Raw genomic sequence first — 23184 nt, forward strand, 5'->3', positions numbered from 1 at the left:
GTGTGCAAGCCGCGCGCGTGATCCCCTTCCACGCGTCATCCCTTCCACGCGTCGGCCGGTCCGCCGAGCGCGCCGCATGCGTCGATCGCGAGCTCGCGCAAGCGCCGCTCGTCGCCGCGACCGGACAGCGCATAACCCATGCCGCGATCCGACCAGAAGTACGTGTAACGGCCGTCGGCCGACATCGACCGCGGCGCGAGGCGGCGCGCGTCGTACGCGGTCATGTAGAGCGTCACGCGCTCGCCGTTGGCGCGCTGGTACATCAGCTGCGCGGCCGGGCCCGCATCGCCGGGCAGCAGCCGGCCGCCGATCAGCGCGTAGCCGTATTCGTCGAGCGACGGCGCACGCACCGGGCGGCCGATACGCGACGACAGCCATGCGGCGAGGCGCTCGGGATCGCGCGCGTCGACGTCGACCGGATGCTCGCGCTCGGCCGCGTACACCGCATACGCGGCATCGGCGCGCTCGGCGAACGCCGGTTCGCCGGCGAGCGCCGTCCATCCCGCGTGCAGCGCGACGCCGATCAGCAGCCCGGCCGCGAGCCCCGCGAGCGCGTACGCGAAGCCGCGCCGGCGCGGCGCGCGCGGCTGCACGAACAGTGCCGGCGCGGCGCCCGGCAACGGGAACAATGCGCGCAGCGCGTCGCGCTGCGCGCGGTAGTGCGCGAGCCGCTCGGCTTCGCGCGGATCGGCCGCGAGCCGCTCGTGCACTTCGCACTGCTCGTGCCCGGACAGCTCGCCGTCGAGCAGCGCGGACAGCAACTGCGCCGACGCGTCGTCGTTCCGGTCGTCCGAAGGTTTGCGCGGATCGTTCATCATGTCTTCCCGATCACCCGTAGCGCGGCCGTGCCGTGCGCGGACGGCTCGCCGGACAGTAGCGCGCGCATCTGCTCGCGTGCCCGCGACAGCCGCGACATCACCGTTCCGACCGGCACGCCGAGTACCTGCGCGGCGTCGCGGTAGCTCAGCTCCTCGAGCGCGACGAGCAGCAGCACCTCGCGCTGCTCGACGGGCAGCCGGTACAGCGCGCGCTGCACGTCGCGCAACGTCAGCCCGCCGACTTCGCCCGCCGGCGCGGCCATCGTCTGCCACGGCGCCGTCGCGTCGTCGACCGCGATCTCGCGACGCGCACGCAGCTGGTCGACGAAGCGATGACGCAGCAGCGTCAACAGCCACGCGCGCAGATTGCCGCGGTCGCGCGGCGGACGGTTCAGCGCGCGCTCGAGCGTATCCTGCACGAGGTCGTCCGCCCACGCCCGGTCACCCGTCAACGCGCGCGCATACCGCGTCAGATGCGGCAGCCACACCAGCAGGTCCGATTCGTAGCTCATCCGGATGCCTCGCGCATCGTCGCCGCTTCACGGGCGCGCGACGTGCCAGATGCCGCCGACTCCGTCGCCGCCCGCGTCGCCGGCCTTCTGATCCATCTTCCAACGATACAGCGGACGTTCACGGTACGCCCATTGCAACTTGCCGTCGTCGCGCGTGACGACGCTCCATGCGCCCGACGGCTTGTCGTACGCATCGGCGAGCGCCGGCGGCCAGTTCGTCGCGCACGTGCCGCTGCACGCGCTCTTGCCCGGCGCATCGCGGTCGAACACGTACAACGTCATGTGGTGCTCGTCGACCAGCTTGCCGTCGGCGATTTGCGGCGGCTCCGCGGCCGCCGGACGCGCGATGGCCGCCAGCAGCGCTGCAGCGAATGCGATTCTTTTCATTCCCGTTCTCCGTTTCGTGGCATCGCGATCGACTGCCGCGAGACGGGATGGCCGGTTTCGCCGCGACCGCGATCCCGCCGCGCTGCATTGCCGCGACTCGGCACGTAAACGAGCGGGAACCGGCCGTTATTCCATTTGAATGATGAATGCCGCATCGCCGTGTTCGGCGAAGGCTGCGAGCGAGCCGTTCGTTCGGCGACAGCGGCGACAGCGGCGACCGCGCCGCCGAGCGCCCTCGTCACCGAGCCCAGCACAACGGCGAGCGCACCGGCCGGATTGCCGCCGCCCGCCAGACCGCTCTCCACGCGCATCGCGGCCCGGCCGCTCAGCTGAATCGCGCCGGACGATAAGGGTGAGGATCGATGCAGGTCGGCGCGCCGGTCATCATTTCGGCGAGCAGGCGCCCGGTCACGGGGCCGAGCGTCAGCCCGTGATGGCAATGGCCGAATGCGAACCACAGCCCGCGATGGCGCGGCGCGGGTCCGATTACCGGCCGCATGTCCGGCGTGCACGGCCGCATCCCGAGCCACGGCGCCGCGTCGAGCCGTTCGCCGATCCCGAACGCATCGCGTGCCAGCGGCTCCGCGCGCGCGAGCTGCACGCCGGTCGGCGGCGCGTCGCGCAGCGCGATCTCGACGCCGGTCGTCAATCGCAGTCGCCCGCCGTCCATCGGCGCGACGACGAACCCCTGCTCGGTATCGCACACGGGCACGTTCAGCGGCGTGCGCGTCGGCCGGTAGTGCATGTGATAGCCGCGCTTCACGCGCAGCGGAATCCGGTAGCCGAGCGGCGCGAACGCGCGATCGGACCACGGCCCGAGCGCGACGACGGCCGCGCGTGCGGCAATCGGCCCGTGCTCGGTGACGACCTGCCAGCCGTCGCGCACCTGCGCGAGCGTCGTCGCGTCGCCATGCGCGAACGCGCCGCCTTCGCGCTCGAAGAGCCGCGCGTACGCCTTCGTCAGTCCACCGGGATTCGACACGGTCTTCGGGTCCTGCCAGTGGAACGCGCCGCAAAACGCGTCGCCGATGCCGGGTTCGCGCTCGCGCAGCGCGCGCGCGTCGAGCACGGTCATCCGCAGTCCGTGCGCGTCGGCGACGCGCTGCTGCGCGCGCGCTTCCGCGTCGAACAGCGCCGGCGAACGAAACGCCTCGATCCAGCCGCCGTCGTGCACGAGCGGCTGCGCGTCGGTGCGCGCGAGCAGCGCGTCGTGCTCGACGACGCTCGCCGCGACGAGCGGCAGCATGTCGCGCGCCGCGGCCGCGAGCCGCTGCGGCGACGATTCCCGCCAGAACCGGGCGAGCCAGCCCGCGTACGCGGGCAACGCGCGGTAGTCCCAATAGAGATCGACCGAGCGATTGCGCGCGTAGCGCAGCAGCGTGCCGAACCGGCGCGGAAATGCGTACGGCACGACCGACGAGCGCTCGATCAGCCCCGCGTTGCCGTGGCTGGTTTCCTCGCCGGGCCCGCGCCGGTCGACGAGCGCGACGCGCAGCCCGCGATCCTGCAGATGCAGCGCCGACGATACGCCGACGATGCCGGCTCCCAGAACGATGACGTCGAAATCCATGCTTGCCCGTACTGCGTCGAGAGTCGACGCGACGCATGCCGGCCGCGCACGGCCGGCGCGCAATCGCGTCCGTAGTTACTTCGCGATGATGTCGCGCTTGAAGTACTTCTGCGACAGCGCGCTCAGCGTGCCGTCCTTCTTCAGCGCGTCGAGTGCGCCGACGACCTTCGCGCGCAGCGCGCCGTCGCCCTTGCGCAGGCCAAAGCCGGTGCCTTCGCCGAGCGTCGCCGGATCCTTCAGCGGCTCGCCGACGATCTGATAGTCGCGGCCGGCCGGCTTGTCGAGGAAGCCGTCCTGCGCGGTCTGTGCTTCCTGCACGGCCGCATCGAGCCGGCCCGCGACGAGATCGGCATAGATCTGGTCCTGATCCTGATACGACACGACCGACACACCCGCATTCGCCCAGTGCGCCTTCAGGAAATCCTCCTGCGACGCCCCCTGCAGCACGCCGACGTGCTTGCCGCGCAGGCTCGCGGCATCGGGGCGCAGCGGCGAGCCGCGCCGCGCGATCATCACGATCGGCACGACGTAGATGGCCGGCGTGAAATCGATGCTCTGCTTGCGCTTCGCGGTGATGTTCATCGCCGAGTTGATCACGTCGAACTTGCGGGCCTGCAGCGCCGGGATCAGGCCGTCGAACGCGTTCTCCACCCACACGCATTTCATGTTCAGCTTCGCGCACACCGCGTTGCCGATGTCGACGTCGAAGCCCTGCAGCTGACCGGCCGGCGTCTTGCTCTCGAACGGCGGATAGGCGGCTTCGATCCCGAAGCGCAACGTGGTCTGTTCCGCGTGGGCCGTGACGGCCGCGCATGCGAGCGCCGCAGCGGCGCACAAAGAAAGCTTCCAGTTCATGACGGGTCCTTCCCGGTTGAGGCGATGAAGAGCGGCCGCACGGCGACGCGTGAGCCGGCACGCGAAAATATAGACTCAAAGTCTACGATGGACTATAGGGGATACGATAATGTCTGCACCGTTGCCGTGCGTCAGAGGTTAGTAAAAGCCATATAACCCGCTGATTTATCGACAAATCCTGAATTCGCGGCGACGTTATCGCGCCCCAAAAATAAAAACCGACAGAACTTTCTTTGTCTATATTAGACTTTCAGTCCACTATCCAAACACTGCCGGACGCCGCGTCGCGAGACCGTCGCGTCCCGCCCTCGACCGGAGATGTCCTCATGACCCAACCCGCCCCGCTGCTGCCGCTCACCGTCGATGAAGCCGCGGTGCGCGCGGCGCTGCCGTCGCTCGACGTGCTCGGCACGCTGCGTCGCATGTTCGCGTCGCTCGCGTCGGCGCGCGCGGTGCAGCCGCCGCAAACGCTCACGCTGTTCCCCGACCAGGCCGGCGACTTCATCACGTATCTCGGCGCGCTCGCCGACGAGCAGGTGTTCGGCGCGAAGCTGTCGCCCTACATCGCGCACAGCGGCCGGCCCGACGCAAAGCCGATCGTCACCGCGTGGACCGCACTGATGTCGATGCACACCGGCCAGCCGCTGATGTGGTGCGACGCGGGCCTGCTGACGGTCGAACGAACGGCCGGCACGACGGCGCTCGCCGTCGACTGCCTCGCGCGTCGCGACGCGCGTCGTCTCGCGATCGTCGGCACGGGCGCGGTCGGGCTCGCGCATCTGCGACACGCGGCGGCGCTGCGCGACTGGGCGTCGATCAGCGTTCATTCGCCCGCGCTCGCCGGCGATGCGGCGCTGCAGGCGACGCTCGCACGAATCGACTCGCGCGCGCGGCCGGCCGACAGCGTCGAAGCATGCGTGCGCGACGCGGACGTCGTGATGCTGTGCACGTCGTCGGGCACGCCCGTGCTCGACGACGGAATGCTGACGCGGCCGGCGCTCGTCACGTCGATCAGCACGAACGTTGCGCGCGCACACGAAATCCCGCCCGCGTGGCTGCCCGACATGGACGTGTACTGCGACTACCGGCACACGACGCCGGCAAGCGCCGGCGACATGCTGATCGCCGCGGCCGAGCACGGCTGGACGCCCGAGCGGATCGTCGGCGATCTGCCCGCGCTCGTCGCCGGCACGTGCGCCGCGCCGTCGCGCACGCGTCACGCGTTCTTCCGCTCGATCGGCCTCGGGCTCGAGGACATCGCAATCGCATACGCGCTGTACACGCATCTGAGTCGCGCATGAACGGCGCGCGCACGCGGGGCCGATACAATGGCGCAACTGCCGCGGCAGCCGCGCGCAGGCGCGCGGACATGCCGGCCGCCGGGACACCGGCGCGGCGCGCCGATGCGCGGCCCGGCATCCGTTCACCCGAGATGGCGATTCCGATGCGCAAGAAGCAATCCCCCGTCAAAGACCTGCTGCTCACCCGCTATGCGCCGATCGCCGACGGCATCGCGGCGCTGTTCTTTCCGTATGCGGAAGTCGTGATCCACGATCTGCACGACCAGACCGTGCTGTATCTCGCAAACAACCTGTCGAAGCGCGAGGTCGGCGACGATTCCGCGCTCGAGGAAATCGACCATTCGGCGCGCGAGCGCGTGATCGGCCCGTACGAGAAGCTGAACTGGGACGGCCGCCGGATGCGTTGCGTGAGCAACGTGCTGTTCGACGACGAAGGCCGTCCGGCCGGGATGATGTGCATCAACTTCAACATCGCGGTGTTCGACGACGTGCGTGCGACGCTCGATCTGTTCATCAAGGGCGCGGGCGTCGTCGCGCAGCCGGACGAGCTGTTCCGCGACGACTGGCAGGAGCGCATCAACACGTTCCTGCACGGCTGGCTGCGCGAGCGGCAGGTGGGGCTGAACGGGCTCACGCGCGAGCATCGGCGCGAGCTCGTCGAAGCGCTGTACGCGGAAGGCGCGTTTCGCGGCAAGAGCGCGGCGAACTACGTCGCGAACGTGCTCGGGATGGGACGCGCGACGGTCTACAAGCATCTGAAGCAGTTGAAGGAGACGCGGGGCGACGCGTAAGCCGTTCTCGACGGCGGCGGGCACCGCGAGATACGCGCTTGAAGAGCGGCACGGCGCGGCGGAGCGCGGCGAAGTGATATAGTCGCGGTTACATTTTTCCCGAGCCTGATCGCGCGTTCCGATGCCGACTACTTCTGCCCAGACCGCCCGCCCGACGCTGACCGTCGAAATCTGGTCCGACCTGATCTGTCCGTGGTGCTGGATCGGCAAGCGTCGCTTCGACGAAGCGCTTGCCGCGTTCGCGCACGCGGACCACGTCGATGTCGTGCTGCGCGCGTACCGATTGATGCCCGGCCAGCCCGTCGAGCCGGTCGAGGCGATGCTCGCGCACAAGTACCGGATGTCCGCCGCACAGGTCGCGCAGATGCTGAGCCAGGCGACCGATGCGGCCGCGAGCGTCGGGCTGCACTACGATCTGCCCGGCACGCTGGTCGGCGATACGCTCGACGGCCACCGGCTCGTGAAGCTCGCGCAAACGACGGGCCGCGCGCATGCGCTGACCGAGCGCCTGTATCGCGCGTATTTCAGCGAACACGGGTCGCTGTTCGATCGCGCCGCATTGACCGGTTTCGCGCTCGAGGCCGGCCTCGAGCGCTCGGCAGTCGAAGCGGTGCTGAGCAGCGACGCGTATCGCGACGACGTCGAAGCCGACATCGCGCAGGCCGAACGGATCGGCGGACGCGGCGTGCCGCTGTTCGTGTTCGGCGGCCGCTACGCGGTGTCGGGCGCGCAGCCGGCCGACGTGTTCGCGCAGGCGCTCGATCGCGCGTGGCGCGACGGCGGCATCGTCGACATCGCGGGCAGCGACGCGGCGGCCTGCGGTCCCGACGGGTGCGAACTGCCGACGCATCGGCCGGGGAACTGAGCGGCTGCGCGGCAGCACCCACGCACCGCCCTCACCGCGACAACCGGCGTCACGCCCATCGCGCGCCACGCACGCCGCCACTACGCGACGCTGCTGCCACAAACCGGCAGGAAGCGCGCGCGGTTGCCGTCTACAATGCAGCCTTTCAAATAACTATCAGAAGGCTGCAAGCCCATGACCCACGGCATTCACGGCGAAAAGCGCTGGTACGCGTTGCTGGTCCTCTGCCTCGGCGTGCTGATGATCGTGCTCGACAGCACGATCGTGAACGTCGCGCTTCCGTCGATCGGCACCGATCTCCACTTCAGCGAAACGGCCCTCGTATGGGTCGTCAACGCGTATCTGCTGACGTTCGGCGGCTGCCTGCTGCTCGGCGGCCGGCTCGGCGACCTGTACGGACAGCGGCGCATGTTCCTCGCGGGTCTCGTATTGTTCACGCTCGCGTCGCTTGCATGCGGCGTCGCGCAGTCGCAGACGATGCTGATCGCCGCGCGCGCGACGCAGGGCTTCGGCGGCGCGATCGTGTCGGCCGTGTCGCTGTCGCTGATCATGAACCTGTTCACCGAGCCCGGCGAGCGCGCACGCGCGATGGGCGTCTACGGCTTCGTCTGCGCAGGCGGCGGCAGCATCGGCGTACTGCTCGGCGGGCTGCTGACGAGTACGCTGTCGTGGCACTGGATCTTCCTCGTCAATCTGCCGATCGGCATCGCGGTCTACGCGCTGTGCGTCGCGCTGCTGCCGCGCATGCGCGCGCCGGCCGGCACCGCACGGCTCGACGTCGCGGGCGCGATCGCGGTCACCGCGTCGCTGATGCTCGCGGTCTACGGAATCGTCGGCGGCAACGAGGCCGGCTGGCTGTCGACGCAAACGCTCGCGCTGCTCGGCGCGGCCGCCGCGCTGCTTGCGCTGTTCATCGCGATCGAGTCGCGCGTCGCGCATCCGCTGATGCCGCTCACGCTGTTCGCCGCGCGCAACGTCGCGCTCGCGAACGCGATCGGCGTGCTGTGGGCAGCGGCGATGTTCGCGTGGTTCTTTCTGTCCGCGCTGTACATGCAGCGCGTGCTGGGCTACGGGCCGCTGCAGGTCGGCCTCGCGTTCCTGCCGGCGAACCTGATCATGGCCGCGTTCTCGCTCGGGCTGTCCGCGCGGATCGTGATGCGCTTCGGGATCCGCGGCCCGATCGCGGCCGGGCTGCTGATCGCCGCATGCGGGCTCGCGCTGTTCTCGCGCGCGCCGCTCGACGGCAGCTTCGTGTGGCACGTGCTGCCCGGCATGACGCTGCTCGGAATCGGCGCGGGCGTCGCGTTCAATCCGGTGCTGCTCGCCGCGATGAGCGACGTCGATCCGGCCGACTCGGGGCTGGCGTCGGGGATCGTCAACACCGCGTTCATGATGGGCGGCGCGCTCGGGCTCGCGGTGCTCGCGAGCCTCGCGGCCGCGCGCACCGATGCGCTCGCGGCCGCGCAGGCGGCACCGGTCGACGCGCTGAACGGCGGCTATCACGTCGCATTCGCGTTCGGCGCCGTGTTTGCGGCGGCAGCCGCGCTGATCGCCGCCGCGTTGCGCATCCGGCGGCAGAACGCGGTCGAGGGCGTCGGGCAGGCGATGCACTGATTGCGCGGGTTGCGGGTTGCGGGTTGCGGGTTGCGGGTTGCGGGTTGCGGGTTGCGGGTTGCGGGTTGCGGGTTGCCGGTTGCCGGTTGCCGGTTGCCGGTTGCCGGTTGCCGGTCGCAGGTCGCGGGTCGCGTCCCAGTTCGAACGACCGTCTCACCCGGCGCGCGGCCCGGCCGGTGCGCCGTTGCGGCCGATTTTTAACGCAGTCGTACACCGACCCGCCACTTTTGCGACAATGTCGGACTTTGACCCACGCGCCGCCGCCGAACGCCGCACAACCGTCCGCTTCCGATGTCGCTTCCCCATATCGATCTGCTGTACTCCCTGTCCGGCCTGTTCGTCGGCATCCTCGTCGGCCTGACCGGCGTCGGCGGCGGTTCGCTGATGACGCCGATCCTCGTGCTGCTGTTCGGCGTCCATCCGGCGACGGCGGTCGGCACCGACCTGCTGTACGCAGCGGCGACCAAGGCGACCGGCACGCTCGTGCACGGGCTGAAAGGCTCGGTCGACTGGCGCATCACGGGCCGGCTCGCGGCGGGCAGCGTGCCGGCCGCGGCCGTCACGCTGTGGGTGCTGCACTCGCACGGGCTGAACGCACCGGGCACTGCGCGGCTGATCCAGCTCGTGCTCGGCGTCGCGCTGCTGCTCACGTCGGTCGCGCTGATCTTCCGCCCGCAGCTCGCCGCGTTCGCCGCACGCAATCCGCTCGCGCCGAGCCGCGCGCGCACGCTGTGGTCGACCGTGCTGACCGGCGCGGTGCTCGGCGTGCTGGTGTCGATGACGTCGGTCGGTGCCGGCGCGATCGGCGTCACCGTGCTCCTGCTGCTGTATCCGGCGCTCGCGACGACGCGCATCGTCGGCTCCGACATCGCGCACGCGGTGCCGCTCACGCTCGTCGCGGGGATGGGTCACTGGCTGCTCGGCTCGGTCGACTGGTCGATGCTGCTGTCGCTGCTGCTCGGCTCGCTGCCGGGCATCGTGCTCGGCAGCGTGCTGTCGGCGCGCGCGCCGGAGCGGCTGCTGCGCAATCTGCTCGCCGCGACGCTCGTCGCGGTCGGCGTACGGCTCGTGCTCGCATAAGCGCGCCCGGCGGCGCTGCGGCGCCGCGCCCGCGACGTTGCTCCGTCGCTCTGCCCTGCGCGCGGCGCGGCGAAGCAGCGGTCCGACCGGCCTCAGCGATGCGGCTGTCAGCCGACGACGGCACGGCCGGCCTGCCGAGTGCGGCCGGATCCCCCCCTTCATGCAACAAAAAAAGCCGGACGAAAAGTCCGGCTGTCGGGACAGACGTCGCGCGCGATCAGAGCGGCACGTCGATCGCGCCGGCGCCGACGGTGATCGCATTCGCGCCGGGCGACGCCGAGATCGGCGGCAGGTTCGCGCTCGTCAGCGCCGGAGCGGCGCCCGGCGTACCGCCGCGCGCCACCGTGCGGATCACCTGCGACGGCGGCAGCGGCGCGCCGTTCTTCAGGTGGCGCCACATCAGGTTCAGCGCCTGCAGATCGTAGTAGTGAACCGGCACGTAGCGCGTATCGAAACCGGCAACCGACAGGAACGCATCGAAGTGCTGTCCGTTCGTCACCTCGTAGAACACGAGCTGGCTGCGCACGCCTTCGCTGATGCTGTTCTGCGCGACATACGCGCGCGACGCATGGTTGACCGGCACCAGCGCGTCGCTGCGGCCTTGCACGATGATCGCGGGCTTGCCCTGCAGGTTTGCGTTCACGCGCACCGCGTCGACGTTCGCCGGCATGTCGAGCATGGCGTTGGTCCACAGCTGCCGCAGACACAGCGCGCCCGCGAAGCTCGCGTCCGGCGTCGCGAGCCGGTGATCGACACCGTTGCCCGTATTGAACACGAGGTTGATGCCGGCCGTCGGCGGCACGCCGTTGCCGAGACCGAACACGGCCGGCATCGGCGACGCGGCCGGCGGCGCGACGTCGCCGGTGGCCGCGTTCGTCGTCGCGAAGCTGAAATTGCACAGGTTGTCGATCACGCGCGAGCGCGTGTAAGCGTTCGCATAAGTGACGGCAATCGCCGGAATCGCCTGCGAATCCCACATCGCCGCGTGCAGCAGGTCGGAATCGGCCAGATAGCCGGCCGCATGCAGTTGCGCGAGCGCGTCCGCGGCCTGGCTTTGCGTGTCGGCACCCGATACGAGCCCGGCCGCGGCGAGCGTCGCGCAGCGCTGCGTCCGGATCGACTGCGTGGTCGCGGCCGGCAGCGCGCTCAGATAAGGCTCGCCGGCAAGCGATGCCGCCGCGGCCGCGCACGGCTGCAGCAGGTTCGCGAGCGTCGCGTAGTCGGCGAGCGGCCGGCCGAACGACGGCACCGGCTGCCCGCCGGTGCGCACGACAGCGTTCGGCGCCATCCGCACGTTGACCTGCGGCTCGCCGACCACGACCGCCGTGATCCAGCGGCGCGTGTCCTGCTCGGCCGCCGCGAGCGCCGCGCCGCCGCCGTTGCTGACCGACGCGGCGATCGTCGTGATGTCGCCCGCACGATAGCGCACGCCGCGCTGCGAGCCGTCGACGCGCGGCGCGAACTGCTCGTTCAGCGCCCAGTACGCGAATTCGACGGCCTGCAGCGTCGCGCGCCCCCAGTCCTGTTCCGGATTCTGCTGCGAATGCGCGTGCTTGAACGCGTAGCGGTTCGGGAAACGGCTGTTGAACGCGGCGAGATCGCCGCTCGTCAGGTTGGCGGTGAAGAGGCTCGCGTTGCCGGCGAGCACGGCGTTCGCGAGCGTGCCGTCGATCAGCGTGACGGTGTCGGAGCCGAGCTCCTGCGCGCCGTTGCCGCCGCCCTTGTCGTTGTAGGCGACCGCGCAGCCGCGCTTGAGCCCCCATTCGCCGGCCGCCGAGATCGCGCCGTACACGCCGCGCGAACCGGACGACGTCGCGGTGACGATGCACGGCTGCGCAGGATCGAAGCTGGCCGGCACCTGCACGAGCAGCGTCACGTTCTTGCGGCCGCTGCCGTCGTCGGCGTACGCGAGATATTCGGTGCCGGCGATCTTGCCTTCGCCGAGCGTGTCGTTGCCGTCGAGATCGACGTTCGGCCCCCAGAAGCGGCCGTAGCCGCCATTCACGCTCATGTCGACGAGCGCGCGGTAGTTCGACCAGATCGCCAGACGGCGCAGCTCGGCGCTCGTCGGCCGCGACGGATTCGCAAAGGCCGGCGCGGTCGCACTCGCGAGGCCGGTCTTGCCGAGGCCGGCCGTCAGCAGATCGTCGCTCGCGCCGTCGTAGGCGGTCGTGCGCACGCTGCCGGACACGAAAGCCGGCAACCGGTTGTGCTCGCTCGACTCGTCGCCGTTACAGGCGCCGAGCACCGCGAGCCCGGTGAGCGCCATCCCGAGAAGAATCCGACTGCCCCATCCGTGCGTCGTCATTGCCGCCCCTCCGTCTCGATCTATCGTTATCGGTCCGCGGCCGTGTCGCGCACGGCATGCGGCCTCTGAAGCGCAAACGGGCCCCGGCATGCCGGGGCCCGCGCGGGTACGGGCACGGGCGGCGCTCACGCGCCGCCGCCCGGCATCATTGCTGCTGGACCGTCAGCTTGTTCGAGACCGACGTCACGCCCTTCACGCTCTTCGCCGCCTCTTCCGCCTTGTCGATCTGAGCCTGATCGGGCACCGTGCCCTCCAGCGTGATCGCGCCGCCCTTCGAGCGCACGACGAGGTTCGACACGTCGATGCCGCCCGCCTTCGTAATCGCCTTGCGCACCGCGTAGCCGAGCTTGCGGTTCGCCTTCTTCGCGCTTTTCGCGGCGGCCTTCGGCGTGCTGGCGGCCGGCGCCTCGGCCGCTGCCGGCTCGCTCGACTGCGCATACACGCTGCCGGACAGACAAGCTGCGACGGCCGCCACACCCAACGCTCTCAACACGATCGACTTCATGCTATCTCCTTGTAACTTCTGAACGGCCGTGCACAGTACGGCCGCAAACCCCCAAAGGCGGCCGGCCCGCGCGCGAACGGGCGGAACGGCCGATGATTTCCACGGCGATGCGAGAGAGGCGAGACGGGCCGGCAGCCGGCGCACGCGAAAGCGGGCCGGCCTAGCCGGACAGCCGCCGGCCGGACGCGCCCGGTCTGATCGGGTGCCGGGTCGCGCGAGTCGGGCGCGGCTGCGTCGCACAATGTAATCCAGCGCCCGCCGAAGCGCAAAGCTTTTGAAGCGGCGGCCTTCCCGCCACGCTCGCGCCGTGCCGCGCGGCTCGCGCATGCGCGGCGAAACCGGTTACCATCGCCGCGAGAACGCGCATCGGCGCCGGCGACGGTCGTCGATGCGTCACGCCCGCGTCACCTGCCGCCCCCGATGAAACCTGCCCGTCCCCGCCCGCCGCGCCGTATCCTCGCCCGCTTCGTCGCGGTGTCGTGGCGCGACCTCGCACTGTCGATCGGTCCGACGGTGCTGCTCGCCGGCGCGGCCGTGTGGATCGCGGTCAAGCTGATCCAGCCCGCGCCGCCGTCGACGCTCGTGATTTCGGCCGGCCCGCCGGGCAGCACGTACTGGAACGCCGCGCAGAAATACAAGGCGATTCTCGCGAAGAACGGCGTGACGCTCGACGTCGAATCGTCGGAAGGCTCCGCACAGAACCTCGCGCGACTGTCGAACCCGAACGCGCCGGTCGACGTCGGCTTCGTGCAGAGCGGCATCGGCCCGAAAGAGCGCGACGACGCGCTCGTGTCGCTCGGCAGCATCGGCTACGTGCCGCTCGCGATCATGTACCGCGGGCCGGTCGTCGCGCGGCTGTCCGACTTCAAGGGCAAGCGGCTCGCGCTCGGCGCGGAGGGCAGCGGCGCGCGCGAGCTCAGCCTCGCGCTGCTGAAGATGAACGGGATCGTGCCGGGCGGCCCGACCGCACTGCTGCCGACCGCCGGCGAGGACGCCGCGACCGCGCTGCTCGACGGCCGGATCGACGCGGCGTTCCTGTCCGGCGACTCGACGCAGATCCCGGTGATGGCGAAGCTGTTCCGCGCACCGGGCGTGCACGTGTACTCGTTCACGCAGGCCGAGGCATATGCGCGGCGCTTTCCGTACCTGACCGCGATCACGCTGCCGATGGGCGTCTACGACCTCGGCCGCAACCTGCCGCCGGCCGATATCCATACGGTCGCGCCGACGATCGAACTCGTCGCGCGCGACACGCTGCATCCGGCGCTGTCCGACCTGCTGATCGAAGCCGCGCGCGAAGTGCACGGTCACGCGACGATCCTGCAGCATGCGGGCGAATTCCCGTCGCCGGTCACGCGCGGCTTCCCGCTGTCCGACGACGCGGCGCGCTACTACAAGTCGGGCAAGACGTTCCTGTACCGCCGGCTGCCGTTCTGGGTCGCGAGCCTCGTCGACCGGCTGCTGGTCGTGGTCGTGCCGCTGATCGTCGTACTGATCCCCGGGCTGCGGCTCGTGCCGTCGCTGTACGGCTGGCGCGTGCGCTCGCGCATCTACCGCTGGTACGGTGCGCTGATCGCGCTCGAGCGCCGCGCGCTCGGCGAACACACGGCCGACGAACGCGTGAAGCTGCTCGACGAACTCGACGACATCGAGGAAGCGGTGAACCGGATGAAGATGCCGCTCGCGTATGCGGGACAGTTCTACGTGCTGCGCGAGCACATCGGTTTCGTGCGCGAGCGGCTGACCGCGTACGATCAACCCGCGCCGGCCGGATCGTCGGGCCGGCCCGGCGCAGGCGCGGCGGCACCCGTGCGCACCGGAGCCACGCCCGCGCCCGACGACGACGCCACTCGGGCGACTCCCGGTTCCGCGTGAGCGGACGATCCGCGATCATTGCTGCATGCGCGCGCCGCCGCGTAACATGGAGGCCGCCGTCAGGCGCCGCACGCCCCACCCTCTGGAGATCGCCATGACAACCGGCCTCGATACCGCCCAGCCCGCCTGGTTCTTCGACTTCGTGTCGCCGTTCTCTTACCTGCTGCTCGAGCAGCACGACAAATGGCCGGACGTGCCGTTCAATCCCGTCGCCGTGTCGCTCGCGGATCTGCAGCGCCACTGGGGGCAGCGACCGACCGCCGACGTGCCGGCCAAGCGCGTGTTCACGTATCGCCATGCGCTGTTTCGCGCGGAGCAGCTCGGCATTCGCTTCAAGATGCCGCCCGCGCACCCGTTCGACTCTGACAAGGCGCTGCGCCTCGCAATCGCGGCGCGCGCCGACATCGCGACCGTGCTCGAGATGTTCCGCTTCATCTGGCGCGAGGGCAACGATCCGTCGACGCCCGACGGTTTCGCCGCGCTGTGCGAACGCGTCGGCGTCGGCCATGGCGACGAGCTGATCGAGTTCGAGGAAACCAGTGCGCAGTTGCGCCGCAACACCGACGACGCGATCGCGCTCGGCGTGTTCGGCGTACCGACGTTCTGGATGAACCGGCAGCTGTTCTGGGGCGAGGATGCGCTGCCGATGGTGCTGTACTGCGCGCGCACGCCGAACTGGCTCGAATCGAGCGAGGTCAGGCGGATCAGCACGTTGCCGAAGGGCCGCGCGTGATGACGGCGCAGTGACGGTCGCGCAGTGATGGCCGCGCTGTAATGGCCGGTATCACGCACGCGAACGCGCGGCTGCGGTAAGGTTAGGGCCGTTTGCGAATCGCAAGCGCGCCCTCGACTCCGCCCGAATCGCCCCGCATCGATGGAAGACGACGACCGTACCGCCTCGCTCGACATCTGGCTCGTGCGCGTGCTGCGCACGCTGCTGCTCGAGCGCAGCGTCACGCAGACCGCGCTGCGGCTGAACCAGACGCAGCCGGCCATCAGCACCGCGCTGCGCAAGCTGCGCGAGATGCTGAACGACCCGATCCTCGTGCGCGGCAAGTCCGGCATGGTGCCGACCGAATACGGCGCGTCGCTGCTCGATGCCGCATCGCGCGCGCTGCGCGAAGTCGACTTCATCGCGACGCCGCACGGCGACTTCGACCCGTCGTCCGCGCGGCGCACGTTTCGCGTCGCGGCGCCCGACTATCTGAACGATTTCTTCATGCCGACGCTGATCGCGCGCTTTCGCGACGCGGCGCCGCATGCGCATCTGGAAATCGATTCGCTGAATCCTGCGCTCGACCACGCAGGCGCGCTCGAATCGGGCGCGCTCGATCTCGTGATCGGCAACTGGCCGAAGCCCGATCCGCGGTTCGCGCGTCAGGACCTGTTCTCCGACACGGTCGTGTGCCTGATGCGCGCCGCGCATCCGCTCGCGCACGCGCCGCTCACGCGCGAAGCGTATGCGTCGGCCGCGCACGTCGCGCCGACGCCGTACACCGGCGACAAGCGCAACGCGATCGAGATCGGGCTCGCGCGCGCACGCGTCGCGCGGCGCGTCGTGACGACGCTGCCGTACTTCGGGATCGTCCCGCAGGTGCTGCTGCAGTCGGACCTGATCTTCACGACGACGCGCCGCTTCGCGACGCACTACGCGCAATTGCTGCCGCTCGTCGTCGTGCCGCCGCCGGTGCCGTTTCCACGTATCCGCAGCTACCTGCTCACGCATCCGCAGCCCGATCGTCCGACCGACATCGCATGGCTGTGCGCGCTGATGCGCAGCGTGTCGGACGAACTGACGGCCGCACGCCGCCGCACGCGCTGACGCGCTACGACACGGCGCGCGGCGCACGAGCGCGACGCGACCGCGCTCATGCGGCGCAGAACGTTTCCTGCAGATGAACCCAGCGCACGATCCCGTGCGCGTCGCGCTCGAACACCGCGGTCGAGCGCCGCGCGGGCAGCTCGCCGTGTGCCGCATGCTGCGCTTCGCGATAGGTGAGCACCGCATGCGACGCATCGGCCGCGATCACGCGCCGCTCCGACAGCAGGATGCGCAGCCCCGGCTTCGCGCCGGCGAGCGCCGCAAACAGCGCATGCAGGCCGCCGCGATCGAGCGCGCGGCCGTCGGTCGCGATCATTGTGAAGTGTGCGGAGAAAGGCGCGAGCAGCGCGTCGAGCGCCGCGGGCGTCGCGGGCGTCGCGTCGACGCCGGACAGCCAGCGCTCGATGGCGACGAGGCTCGCATCGAGCGCGTCGAGATAGACCTGGTGATCGGACATGATGGGTACACGTAGACGCGCGGCCCGACGCCGCAATGCCGGGCAGTGTACGCAAGAACGGAAATCCGCGATCGCAAGCCGCTCGTGCGGTCACCGCCCGTCATGCACGGCGTCGTGCGCGCGTCCGGCAGCAACCGCCTTCGCGCCGGCCACCGGCATGCCGGAACGCGCCTGCAGCAGTTCCGCGCAGACGGCCACCGCGATCGACGCCGGCGCCTTGTCGACGATACCGGCGATGCCGATCGGGCACACCATGTCGACGAGCCGCGCCGGATCGACGCCGCGCGCGACGAGCCGGCGCTCGAACTTCACGCGCTTGGTGCGCGAGCCGATCATTCCGAAGTACGCGAAGTCGCGGCGCCGCATGATCCGTGCGGCGAGCGCGAAGTCGAGCGCATGGTTGTGCGTCATCACGAGGAAATACGCGCCGGGCGGCGCCGCGTCGACGACGGCCTCCGGCGTGTCGGTCGGCTCCGGCTGCACGTTCGGCGGACATTCGTCCGGGAACAGCTCGTCGCGCGTGTCGACCCACTGCACGACGCACGGCAGCGCGCCGAGCAGCGCGACGAGCGCGTGGCCGACATGGCCCGCGCCGAACAGCACGACGTGCATCGGCGCGGCCGCGCCGCTCGCGCGGTTGCGCCGGCCGGTGCCTTGCGGGAACGGCGCGGCGTCGGCCGGCGCGCATTCGCCGCAGTACGCGCCGGCGTCTTCCGCATGCGAAGCCGCACGCGCGGATGGCGCGGACGATGCGCGATCGCGTGGAGATTGCGTCGACGAACGGGCGCGCGCGCTCATGTCAGCCTGCCCGCGCCGCGCGCACCGCATGCACCGCGCGCAGGATCGACTCGCCGGTGGCCGGCGCGTCGAGCGGCGGATTGACCCGATAGTCGCCGACCGCCGCGATCGCGTCGCGCACCGCGAAGAACACCGAGAACGGCAGCAGCAGCGGCGGCTCGCCGACCGCCTTCGAACGATGGATGCTGTCCTCGACGTTGCGGTTCTCGAACAGCCGCACGTTGAACTCGGGCGGCGTGTCGTTGACGGTCGGGATCTTGTACGTGGACGGCGCGTGCGTCATCAGCTTGCCGCCCGCGTTCCACCACAGCTCCTCGGTCGTCAGCCAGCCCATCCCCTGGATGAACGCGCCTTCGACCTGCCCGATGTCGAGTGCCGGATTCAGCGACGCGCCGACATCGTGCAGCGCATCGACGCGCAGCGTGCGCATCTCGCCCGTCAGCGTGTCGATCACGACTTCCGACACGGCCGCGCCGTACGAGTAGTAGTAGAACGGCCGGCCCTGCAGCTTCGACTGGTCCCAGTGCAGCTTCGGCGTCGCGTAGAAGCCGTCGGACCACAGCTGCACGCGCGCGAGATACGCTTTCGCGACGACTTCGCCGAACGGCACCGCGTTCGCGCCGATCCACACGAAGTCGTTACCGAACTTCACGTCGGCCGCGCCGACGCTGCCGTCGCCGAACTGCTGCGCCGCGAACGCCGCGAGCCGCTCGCGCAACTGGCGTGCAGCATCCTGCGCGGCCTTGCCGTTCAGGTCCGAGCCTGTCGACGCGGCGGTCGCGGACGTGTTCGCGACCTTGCTCGTGTCGGTCGCCGTCACGCGGATCCTGTCGAAGCGGATGCCGAGCTCGTGCGCGACGACCTGCGCGACCTTCGTGTTCAGCCCCTGCCCCATCTCGGTACCGCCGTGGTTCACGAGCACCGAGCCGTCGGTGTAGATGTGCACGAGCGCGCCGGCCTGGTTGAAGTGCGTGACGTTGAACGCGATGCCGAACTTGACCGGCGTGAGCGCAATGCCCTTCTTCAGCACCGCGTTGCGTGCGTTGAATGCGCGCACGCGTTCGCGCCGTGCGCGGTAGTCGCTCGTCGTCTCGAGCTCGGCGAGCAGTTCGGGCAGCACGTTGTCTTCGATCGTCTGCCCGTAAGGCGTCACGTTGCGCTGCGTCTTCCCGTACAGATTCGCGTAGCGCACGTCGAGCGGATCGCGGCCGAGCGCGCGCGCGATGTCGTCGATGATGTATTCGATCGCGAATGCGCCCTGCGGGCCGCCGAAGCCGCGAAACGCTGTGTTCGACTGCGTGTTCGTCTTCCCGCAGTAGCCGGCGATCGCGACGTCCGGCAGCCAGTACGCGTTGTCGAAATGGCATACCGCGCGCGTCATCACCGGGCCCGACAGGTCGGCGGAAAAACCGCAGCGCGACGTCATGTCGACCGACACGCCGTCGATGCGGCCGTCGTCGTCGTAGCCGACGTCGAAGCGGTAATGAAAGTCGTGCCGCTTGCCGGTGATCATCATGTCGTCGTCGCGGTCCGGACGCAGCTTCACCGGACACAGCAGCTTCCACGCGGCGAGCGCCGCGCAGCACGCGAACAGCCCCGACTGCGATTCCTTGCCGCCGAACCCGCCGCCCATCCGCCGGCATTCGACCAGCACGTCGTGCGACGCGACGCCGAGCACGTGCGCGACGACGTGCTGCATCTCGCTCGGATGCTGCGTCGAGCAGTACACGTGCATCCCGTCGTCGTCCTTCGGCACCGCATACGCGATCTGCCCTTCGAGATAGAACTGCTCCTGGCCGCCGAGCCGCATCTCGCCCGATTCGCGGTGCGGCGCCGCGGCGAGCCGCGCGGCCGCGTCGCCGCGCGCGAGCTTCAGCGGCGGGATCACGTACGACTCGGCGCGACGCGCGTCCTGCGCGGTGAGGATCGCCGGCAGTTCCTCGTATTCGACGTGCGCACGGCGCGCGGCGAGCCGCGCGACGTCGTGCGACGTCGCGACGACGATGAACATCGGCTGCCCGACATACTGGACGATGCCCGGCGCGAGCACCGGATCGTCATGGACGATCGGCCCGCAATCGTTGACGCCCGGGATGTCGTCGGCCGTGAACACGGCGACCACGCCCGGTGTCGCGCGCACCGCGTCGAAGTTCATCGACACGATCCGCGCGTGCGGCTTCGCCGACAATCCGAGCGCCGCGTGCAGCGTGCCGGCGACGAGCGGAATGTCGTCGGTGTAGGTCGCGCGCCCGCTCACGTGCAGGTGCGCGGATTCGTGCGCGCGCGACACGTGGACTTGCGCGGCGTCGGCCTGCGGATCGAGGGTGCTCAGGAACGGTTCTGCTTGCTGGTTCATGTTCGGGTTCTCCGTCGTCAGACGCGCGCCGCGTCGGTTGCCGCGCCGGTCGCCGCTTCGGCAGCCACTTCGCGCACGTTCAGCGCGTGCGGCGGCAGCGGGTCGTGCGGTCGCGTCTCGAGCCAGAAGCGGTACATCAGGTTCTTCGCGGTATCGAGCCGATATGCGCTCGTCGCGCGCATGTCGGTGAGCGGCTGATAGTCGCGCTCGAGCGCCTGCATCGCAGCCTGCGCGCTCGCGTCGTCCCAGCGCGCGCCGTCGAGCACGGCTTCCGCTTGCGTCGCGCGCTTCGGCGTCGCGGCCATCCCGCCGAACGCGATGCGCGGCTCGCGTACCGTGTCGCCGTCCGCGATGAACGCGAACGCCGCGCACACGGCCGAGATGTCGGAGTCGAAGCGCTTCGACAGCTTGTATGTGCGAAACCGCAGGTTCGCACGCGCGCCGCTGCGAGTCGGCACCTTCAGGCCGACGACGAATTCGTGCGGCGCCATGTCCTTCTGCTGGTAGCCGGTGTAGAGCGCTTCGAGCGGCAGCTCGCGCACGGTGTCGCCGCCGCGCAGCACGACGCGCGCGCCGAGCGCGATCAGCCCCGGCATCGAATCGCCGATCGGCGAACCGTTCGCGACGTTGCCGCCGATCGTGCCGGCATTGCGGATCGGCAGCGACGCGAAGCGCTTCCACATTTCGGTCAGTTCCGGATAGACGTCGACGAGCGCCGCATACGCGTTCTCGACGGTCACGCCCGCGCCGATCTCGATCCAGTCGTCGCTGCGCGCGATGCGCTGCAGTTCGGCGATCTGGCCGACGTAGATCAGGTCGTCGAGCCGACGCATCTGCTTCGTGACCCACAGGCCGATGTCGGTGCTGCCGGCGAGAAGCCGCGCGTCCGGGCGGGCGACCTTCAGCGCGGCGAGCGCGTCGAGCGTGCGCGGCGCCGCGAAGCGCGCGTCGCCGACCGTATAGTCGAACGTGTCGTCGCGCTTGAGCGACGCGAGCGTGCGGGCAAGCGCGGCGGCATCGACCGCCGGCACGTGCGACGGGGCGGGTTCGGCAGCCGCGCGTTGGGCGGCAGCGCCTTCGCCGGTGCCATCGAACATCCGCACCGCCGCGTCGACGATCGGCCGATAGCCGGTGCAGCGGCACAGATTGCCCGTCAGCGCATCGGCGATCTCGGTGCGCGTCGGCACGTGCTTCGCGTTCGCGCATCCGCTGCCGCAGCGCTCGTGGCCATGTTTCTCGTACAGCGCCCACATCGACATCACGAAGCCTGGCGTGCAGAACCCGCATTGCGACCCGTGGCAGTCGACCATCGCCTGCTGCACCGGATGCAGCGAGCCGTCCGGCTGGCGCAGGTCCTCGACCGTCAGCAGCGCCTTGCTGTCGAGCGTCGGCAGGAACTGGATGCACGCGTTGACCGCCTTGAACGCGACGGTGCCGGCGTCGGTCAGCTCGCCGACGACGACCGTGCACGCGCCGCAGTCGCCTTCCGCACAGCCCTCCTTGGTGCCGGTGCAATGCGCATCCTCGCGCAGATACTGCAGCACGGTGCGGGTGACGTCCGCGCCGCTGACTTCGCGGATCGCGTGACGATGATAGAAGCGGATCGGCTCACTCATGTCTCTGTCATTCTTCAAGTGGGGGCAAGGCAGCCTGCGAACGCGCGCACGGCCGACGTTTCTCTGACAGTTTGCACGCTATCACCGTCAATTTTTGCAACCCATAGCCGATCGCGCATGCGGCCCATATAACTGCGGCGATATGGGCGCGCCGGCGCGGACCGCCTTTATCGGCGGACGTCGGCAGGCGGCGGACGCCGCGCCGCCGCGGCGAAATCGGGTTCCGATGAACTAAATGGTACCTGCGGGAAAACCGGTTCCATGGGAAAATCCCGATTCCGTTTTTCGCCGCAATCCGTTCCGTTTCGCTCACCCGTTCCGACCCCATGTCCACCGATTCTCCCTCCACGCCGCGCAGCGGATTTGCCGTCACGCTGCAAATCGTGTCCGTCGTCTGCTTCACGTTCATCTGCTACCTGACCATCGGCCTGCCGCTCGCGGTGCTGCCGGGGTTCGTCCACGACGAGCTCGGCTTCTCGGCGATCGTCGCGGGCGCGGCGATCAGCGTGCAGTACTTCGCGACGCTCGCGTCGCGGCCGCTCGCCGGGCGGTTCGCGGACACGCTCGGCCCGAAGCAGACGGTACTGCGCGGGCTGATCGGCTGCGGCGCGTCGGGCGTGCTGCTGCTCGTCGCGCTGCTGCTTGCGCGCTGGCCGGCCGCGAGCCTCGTGCTGCTGGTCGCGAGCCGGCTCGTGCTCGGCGTCGGCGAGAGCCTGTGCGGCACCGGCGCGATCCTGTGGGGGATCGGCCGCGTCGGTGTCGCGCACAACGCGAAGGTGATTTCGTGGAACGGCATCGCGACCTACGGCGCGCTCGCGCTCGGCGCGCCGGTCGGCGTCGCGATCGCGCATGCGCTGAACCCGGCGCTGATCGGCGTGATCGTGATCGCGCTCGCCGCGCTCGGCTACTACCTGGCGCGGCTGATCGATGCGGTGCCGGTCGTGCATGGCGAACGGATGTCGTACGCGAGCGTGTTCACGCGTGTGCTGCCGCACGGGCTCGGCCTCGCGCTCGGCTCGGCCGGCTTCGGCTCGATCGCGACGTTCGTCACGCTGTACTACGCGGCGCGCCACTGGCCGAACGCCGCGCTGTCGCTGACCGTGTTCGGCACGCTGTTCATCGGCGCACGGCTGCTGTTCGCGAACACGATCAAGACCTACGGCGGCTTCCGCGTCGCGATCGTGTCGTTCGCGTTCGAATGCTCGGGCCTCGTGCTGCTGTGGCTCGCGCCGGTGCCGCACGTCGCGCTCGTCGGCGCGGCGCTGACGGGCTTCGGCTTCGCGCTGATCTTTCCGGCGCTCGGCGTCGAGGCGGTCGCGCTCGTGCCGCCCGCGAGCCGCGGCGCGGCGCTGTCCGCGTATTCGGTGTTTCTCGACCTGTCGCTCGGCATCACGGGGCCGCTGGCCGGCTACGTCGCAGGCGCGTTCGGCTATCCGCAGGTGTTCTTGTTCGCGGCGGTGGCCGCCGCCGCGGGCGTCGCGCTGTCGATGGTGCTGTACCAGCGGCAGGCGCGCGTCGCCGGAAGCAGCGCGGCTGCGTGAGCGCAGTCCGCCGGCGAACGGCGAACCGGCGGGCGGTGCGGGTCGCACCACGCCGCCGCCGTATCGAAACGACGCTGCCCGCATCGCGCGGGCAGTTTTTTATCGGCGTCGCA

General features: G+C 70.1%; 21 protein-coding genes. 9 read left to right on the forward strand and 12 right to left on the reverse strand.

Going from position 1 to position 23184, the window contains the following annotated elements; genetic code table 11:
• Window positions 1–35 precede the first annotated feature (35 nt).
• The 6 genes from BUB20358_RS03230 to BUB20358_RS03255 form a co-directional block, all read right to left on the reverse strand.
• Window positions 36–818 carry an anti-sigma factor family protein gene (locus tag BUB20358_RS03230; RefSeq protein ID WP_035972959.1) on the reverse strand — a complete coding sequence of 261 codons (783 nt, stop codon included), beginning with the start codon at window positions 816–818 and terminating at the stop codon, window positions 36–38.
• On the reverse strand, window positions 815–1330 hold the full coding sequence (locus BUB20358_RS03235) for a sigma-70 family RNA polymerase sigma factor (protein ID WP_006765028.1): 516 nt from the start codon (window positions 1328–1330) through the stop codon (window positions 815–817). Before BUB20358_RS03235 ends, BUB20358_RS03230 begins: the two co-directional genes overlap by 4 nt.
• Window positions 1331–1357: 27 nt before the next feature.
• A complete protein-coding gene (locus BUB20358_RS03240) occupies window positions 1358–1717 on the reverse strand; it encodes a COG4315 family predicted lipoprotein (protein WP_006765029.1) in 360 nt (119 codons plus the stop codon).
• On the reverse strand, window positions 1714–2022 hold the full coding sequence (locus BUB20358_RS03245) for a hypothetical protein (protein ID WP_123806792.1): 309 nt from the start codon (window positions 2020–2022) through the stop codon (window positions 1714–1716). The genes BUB20358_RS03240 and BUB20358_RS03245 overlap by 4 nt, the downstream gene beginning before the upstream one ends.
• A 20-nt stretch (window positions 2023–2042) precedes the next feature.
• Complete coding sequence (locus BUB20358_RS03250) at window positions 2043–3287, reverse strand: NAD(P)/FAD-dependent oxidoreductase (RefSeq protein WP_006765030.1); 1245 nt, start codon at window positions 3285–3287, stop codon at window positions 2043–2045.
• 75 nt (window positions 3288–3362) lie between these two features.
• Window positions 3363–4142, reverse strand: a complete 780-nt coding sequence (locus tag BUB20358_RS03255; RefSeq protein WP_006765031.1) for an ABC transporter substrate-binding protein — start codon at window positions 4140–4142, stop codon at window positions 3363–3365.
• Window positions 4143–4468: 326 nt separating this feature from the next.
• Here BUB20358_RS03255 and BUB20358_RS03260 point away from each other — a divergent pair, with 326 nt between their 5' ends.
• The 5 genes from BUB20358_RS03260 (at window position 4469) to BUB20358_RS03280 (ending at window position 9793) form a co-directional block, all read left to right on the forward strand.
• The gene (locus BUB20358_RS03260) at window positions 4469–5443 is read left to right on the forward strand and encodes an ornithine cyclodeaminase family protein (RefSeq protein WP_006765032.1); all 975 of its coding nucleotides are present in this window, start codon (window positions 4469–4471) and stop codon (window positions 5441–5443) included.
• On the forward strand, window positions 5440–6234 hold the full coding sequence (locus BUB20358_RS03265) for a helix-turn-helix transcriptional regulator (protein WP_006765033.1): 795 nt from the start codon (window positions 5440–5442) through the stop codon (window positions 6232–6234). The genes BUB20358_RS03260 and BUB20358_RS03265 overlap by 4 nt, the downstream gene beginning before the upstream one ends.
• Window positions 6235–6355: 121 nt before the next feature.
• On the forward strand, window positions 6356–7099 hold the full coding sequence (locus BUB20358_RS03270) for a DsbA family oxidoreductase (RefSeq protein WP_006765034.1): 744 nt from the start codon (window positions 6356–6358) through the stop codon (window positions 7097–7099).
• Window positions 7100–7273: 174 nt separating this feature from the next.
• Complete coding sequence (locus BUB20358_RS03275) at window positions 7274–8713, forward strand: DHA2 family efflux MFS transporter permease subunit (RefSeq protein WP_006765035.1); 1440 nt, start codon at window positions 7274–7276, stop codon at window positions 8711–8713.
• Window positions 8714–9004: 291 nt separating this feature from the next.
• Window positions 9005–9793, forward strand: a complete 789-nt coding sequence (locus BUB20358_RS03280; RefSeq protein WP_006765036.1) for a sulfite exporter TauE/SafE family protein — start codon at window positions 9005–9007, stop codon at window positions 9791–9793.
• 217 nt (window positions 9794–10010) lie between these two features.
• On the opposite strand, the gene BUB20358_RS03285 is transcribed toward BUB20358_RS03280, so the two are convergent.
• The gene (locus BUB20358_RS03285) at window positions 10011–12101 is read right to left on the reverse strand and encodes a D-(-)-3-hydroxybutyrate oligomer hydrolase (RefSeq protein WP_035972961.1); all 2091 of its coding nucleotides are present in this window, start codon (window positions 12099–12101) and stop codon (window positions 10011–10013) included.
• Window positions 12102–12246: 145 nt separating this feature from the next.
• The gene (locus BUB20358_RS03290) at window positions 12247–12606 is read right to left on the reverse strand and encodes a BON domain-containing protein (RefSeq protein WP_035972963.1); all 360 of its coding nucleotides are present in this window, start codon (window positions 12604–12606) and stop codon (window positions 12247–12249) included.
• Between the two features lie 420 nt (window positions 12607–13026).
• On the opposite strand from BUB20358_RS03290, the gene BUB20358_RS03295 reads away from it, so the two are divergent.
• The 3 genes from BUB20358_RS03295 to BUB20358_RS03305 all read left to right on the forward strand — a co-directional run bounded on the left by BUB20358_RS03295 (window position 13027) and on the right by BUB20358_RS03305 (window position 16303).
• Window positions 13027–14481 carry a TAXI family TRAP transporter solute-binding subunit gene (locus tag BUB20358_RS03295; protein ID WP_006765039.1) on the forward strand — a complete coding sequence of 485 codons (1455 nt, stop codon included), beginning with the start codon at window positions 13027–13029 and terminating at the stop codon, window positions 14479–14481.
• A 94-nt stretch (window positions 14482–14575) separates the two neighbouring features.
• On the forward strand, window positions 14576–15214 hold the full coding sequence (locus BUB20358_RS03300; RefSeq protein ID WP_035972964.1) for a DsbA family protein: 639 nt from the start codon (window positions 14576–14578) through the stop codon (window positions 15212–15214).
• 141 nt (window positions 15215–15355) lie between these two features.
• Window positions 15356–16303 (forward strand): LysR family transcriptional regulator, encoded by a 948-nt coding sequence (locus tag BUB20358_RS03305; RefSeq protein ID WP_006765041.1) that lies wholly within the window; start codon window positions 15356–15358, stop codon window positions 16301–16303.
• A 46-nt stretch (window positions 16304–16349) separates the two neighbouring features.
• Here the strand turns inward: BUB20358_RS03305 and BUB20358_RS03310 are convergent, their stop codons facing one another.
• From BUB20358_RS03310 to xdhA, 4 genes are all read right to left on the reverse strand, one after another.
• Window positions 16350–16760, reverse strand: a complete 411-nt coding sequence (locus tag BUB20358_RS03310; protein WP_006765042.1) for a hypothetical protein — start codon at window positions 16758–16760, stop codon at window positions 16350–16352.
• Window positions 16761–16850: 90 nt separating this feature from the next.
• Window positions 16851–17558, reverse strand: coding sequence for a xanthine dehydrogenase accessory protein XdhC (gene xdhC / locus BUB20358_RS03315; protein ID WP_045552537.1), 708 nt, complete (start codon window positions 17556–17558; stop codon window positions 16851–16853).
• 1 nt (window position 17559) lies between these two features.
• The gene (gene xdhB, locus BUB20358_RS03320) at window positions 17560–19914 is read right to left on the reverse strand and encodes a xanthine dehydrogenase molybdopterin binding subunit (protein ID WP_006765043.1); all 2355 of its coding nucleotides are present in this window, start codon (window positions 19912–19914) and stop codon (window positions 17560–17562) included.
• 17 nt (window positions 19915–19931) lie between these two features.
• Window positions 19932–21530, reverse strand: coding sequence for a xanthine dehydrogenase small subunit (gene xdhA / locus BUB20358_RS03325; protein ID WP_006765044.1), 1599 nt, complete (start codon window positions 21528–21530; stop codon window positions 19932–19934).
• A 326-nt stretch (window positions 21531–21856) separates the two neighbouring features.
• Here xdhA and BUB20358_RS03330 point away from each other — a divergent pair, with 326 nt between their 5' ends.
• Entirely contained in the window at window positions 21857–23071 is a 1215-nt protein-coding gene (locus BUB20358_RS03330; RefSeq protein WP_006765045.1) for an MFS transporter, read from the forward strand.
• The last annotated feature ends 113 nt before the right edge of the window (window positions 23072–23184 follow it).

The sequence above is a fragment of the Burkholderia dolosa genome (assembly GCF_902499135.1).
Classification (GTDB): Bacteria; Pseudomonadota; Gammaproteobacteria; order Burkholderiales; family Burkholderiaceae; genus Burkholderia; species Burkholderia dolosa.

Coding starts and splice junctions, on each gene's coding strand:
- BUB20358_RS03230 (WP_035972959.1), bottom strand. CDS start 818: ATGATGAACGATCCGCGCAAACCTTCGGACGACCGGAACGACGACGCG.
- BUB20358_RS03235 (WP_006765028.1), bottom strand. CDS start 1,330: ATGAGCTACGAATCGGACCTGCTGGTGTGGCTGCCGCATCTGACGCGG.
- BUB20358_RS03240 (WP_006765029.1), bottom strand. CDS start 1,717: ATGAAAAGAATCGCATTCGCTGCAGCGCTGCTGGCGGCCATCGCGCGT.
- BUB20358_RS03250 (WP_006765030.1), bottom strand. CDS start 3,287: ATGGATTTCGACGTCATCGTTCTGGGAGCCGGCATCGTCGGCGTATCG.
- BUB20358_RS03255 (WP_006765031.1), bottom strand. CDS start 4,142: ATGAACTGGAAGCTTTCTTTGTGCGCCGCTGCGGCGCTCGCATGCGCG.
- BUB20358_RS03260 (WP_006765032.1), top strand. CDS start 4,469: ATGACCCAACCCGCCCCGCTGCTGCCGCTCACCGTCGATGAAGCCGCG.
- BUB20358_RS03265 (WP_006765033.1), top strand. CDS start 5,440: ATGAACGGCGCGCGCACGCGGGGCCGATACAATGGCGCAACTGCCGCG.
- BUB20358_RS03270 (WP_006765034.1), top strand. CDS start 6,356: ATGCCGACTACTTCTGCCCAGACCGCCCGCCCGACGCTGACCGTCGAA.
- BUB20358_RS03275 (WP_006765035.1), top strand. CDS start 7,274: ATGACCCACGGCATTCACGGCGAAAAGCGCTGGTACGCGTTGCTGGTC.
- BUB20358_RS03280 (WP_006765036.1), top strand. CDS start 9,005: ATGTCGCTTCCCCATATCGATCTGCTGTACTCCCTGTCCGGCCTGTTC.
- BUB20358_RS03285 (WP_035972961.1), bottom strand. CDS start 12,101: ATGACGACGCACGGATGGGGCAGTCGGATTCTTCTCGGGATGGCGCTC.
- BUB20358_RS03290 (WP_035972963.1), bottom strand. CDS start 12,606: ATGAAGTCGATCGTGTTGAGAGCGTTGGGTGTGGCGGCCGTCGCAGCT.
- BUB20358_RS03295 (WP_006765039.1), top strand. CDS start 13,027: ATGAAACCTGCCCGTCCCCGCCCGCCGCGCCGTATCCTCGCCCGCTTC.
- BUB20358_RS03300 (WP_035972964.1), top strand. CDS start 14,576: ATGACAACCGGCCTCGATACCGCCCAGCCCGCCTGGTTCTTCGACTTC.
- BUB20358_RS03305 (WP_006765041.1), top strand. CDS start 15,356: ATGGAAGACGACGACCGTACCGCCTCGCTCGACATCTGGCTCGTGCGC.
- BUB20358_RS03310 (WP_006765042.1), bottom strand. CDS start 16,760: ATGTCCGATCACCAGGTCTATCTCGACGCGCTCGATGCGAGCCTCGTC.
- xdhC (WP_045552537.1), bottom strand. CDS start 17,558: ATGAGCGCGCGCGCCCGTTCGTCGACGCAATCTCCACGCGATCGCGCA.
- xdhB (WP_006765043.1), bottom strand. CDS start 19,914: ATGAACCAGCAAGCAGAACCGTTCCTGAGCACCCTCGATCCGCAGGCC.
- xdhA (WP_006765044.1), bottom strand. CDS start 21,530: ATGAGTGAGCCGATCCGCTTCTATCATCGTCACGCGATCCGCGAAGTC.
- BUB20358_RS03330 (WP_006765045.1), top strand. CDS start 21,857: ATGTCCACCGATTCTCCCTCCACGCCGCGCAGCGGATTTGCCGTCACG.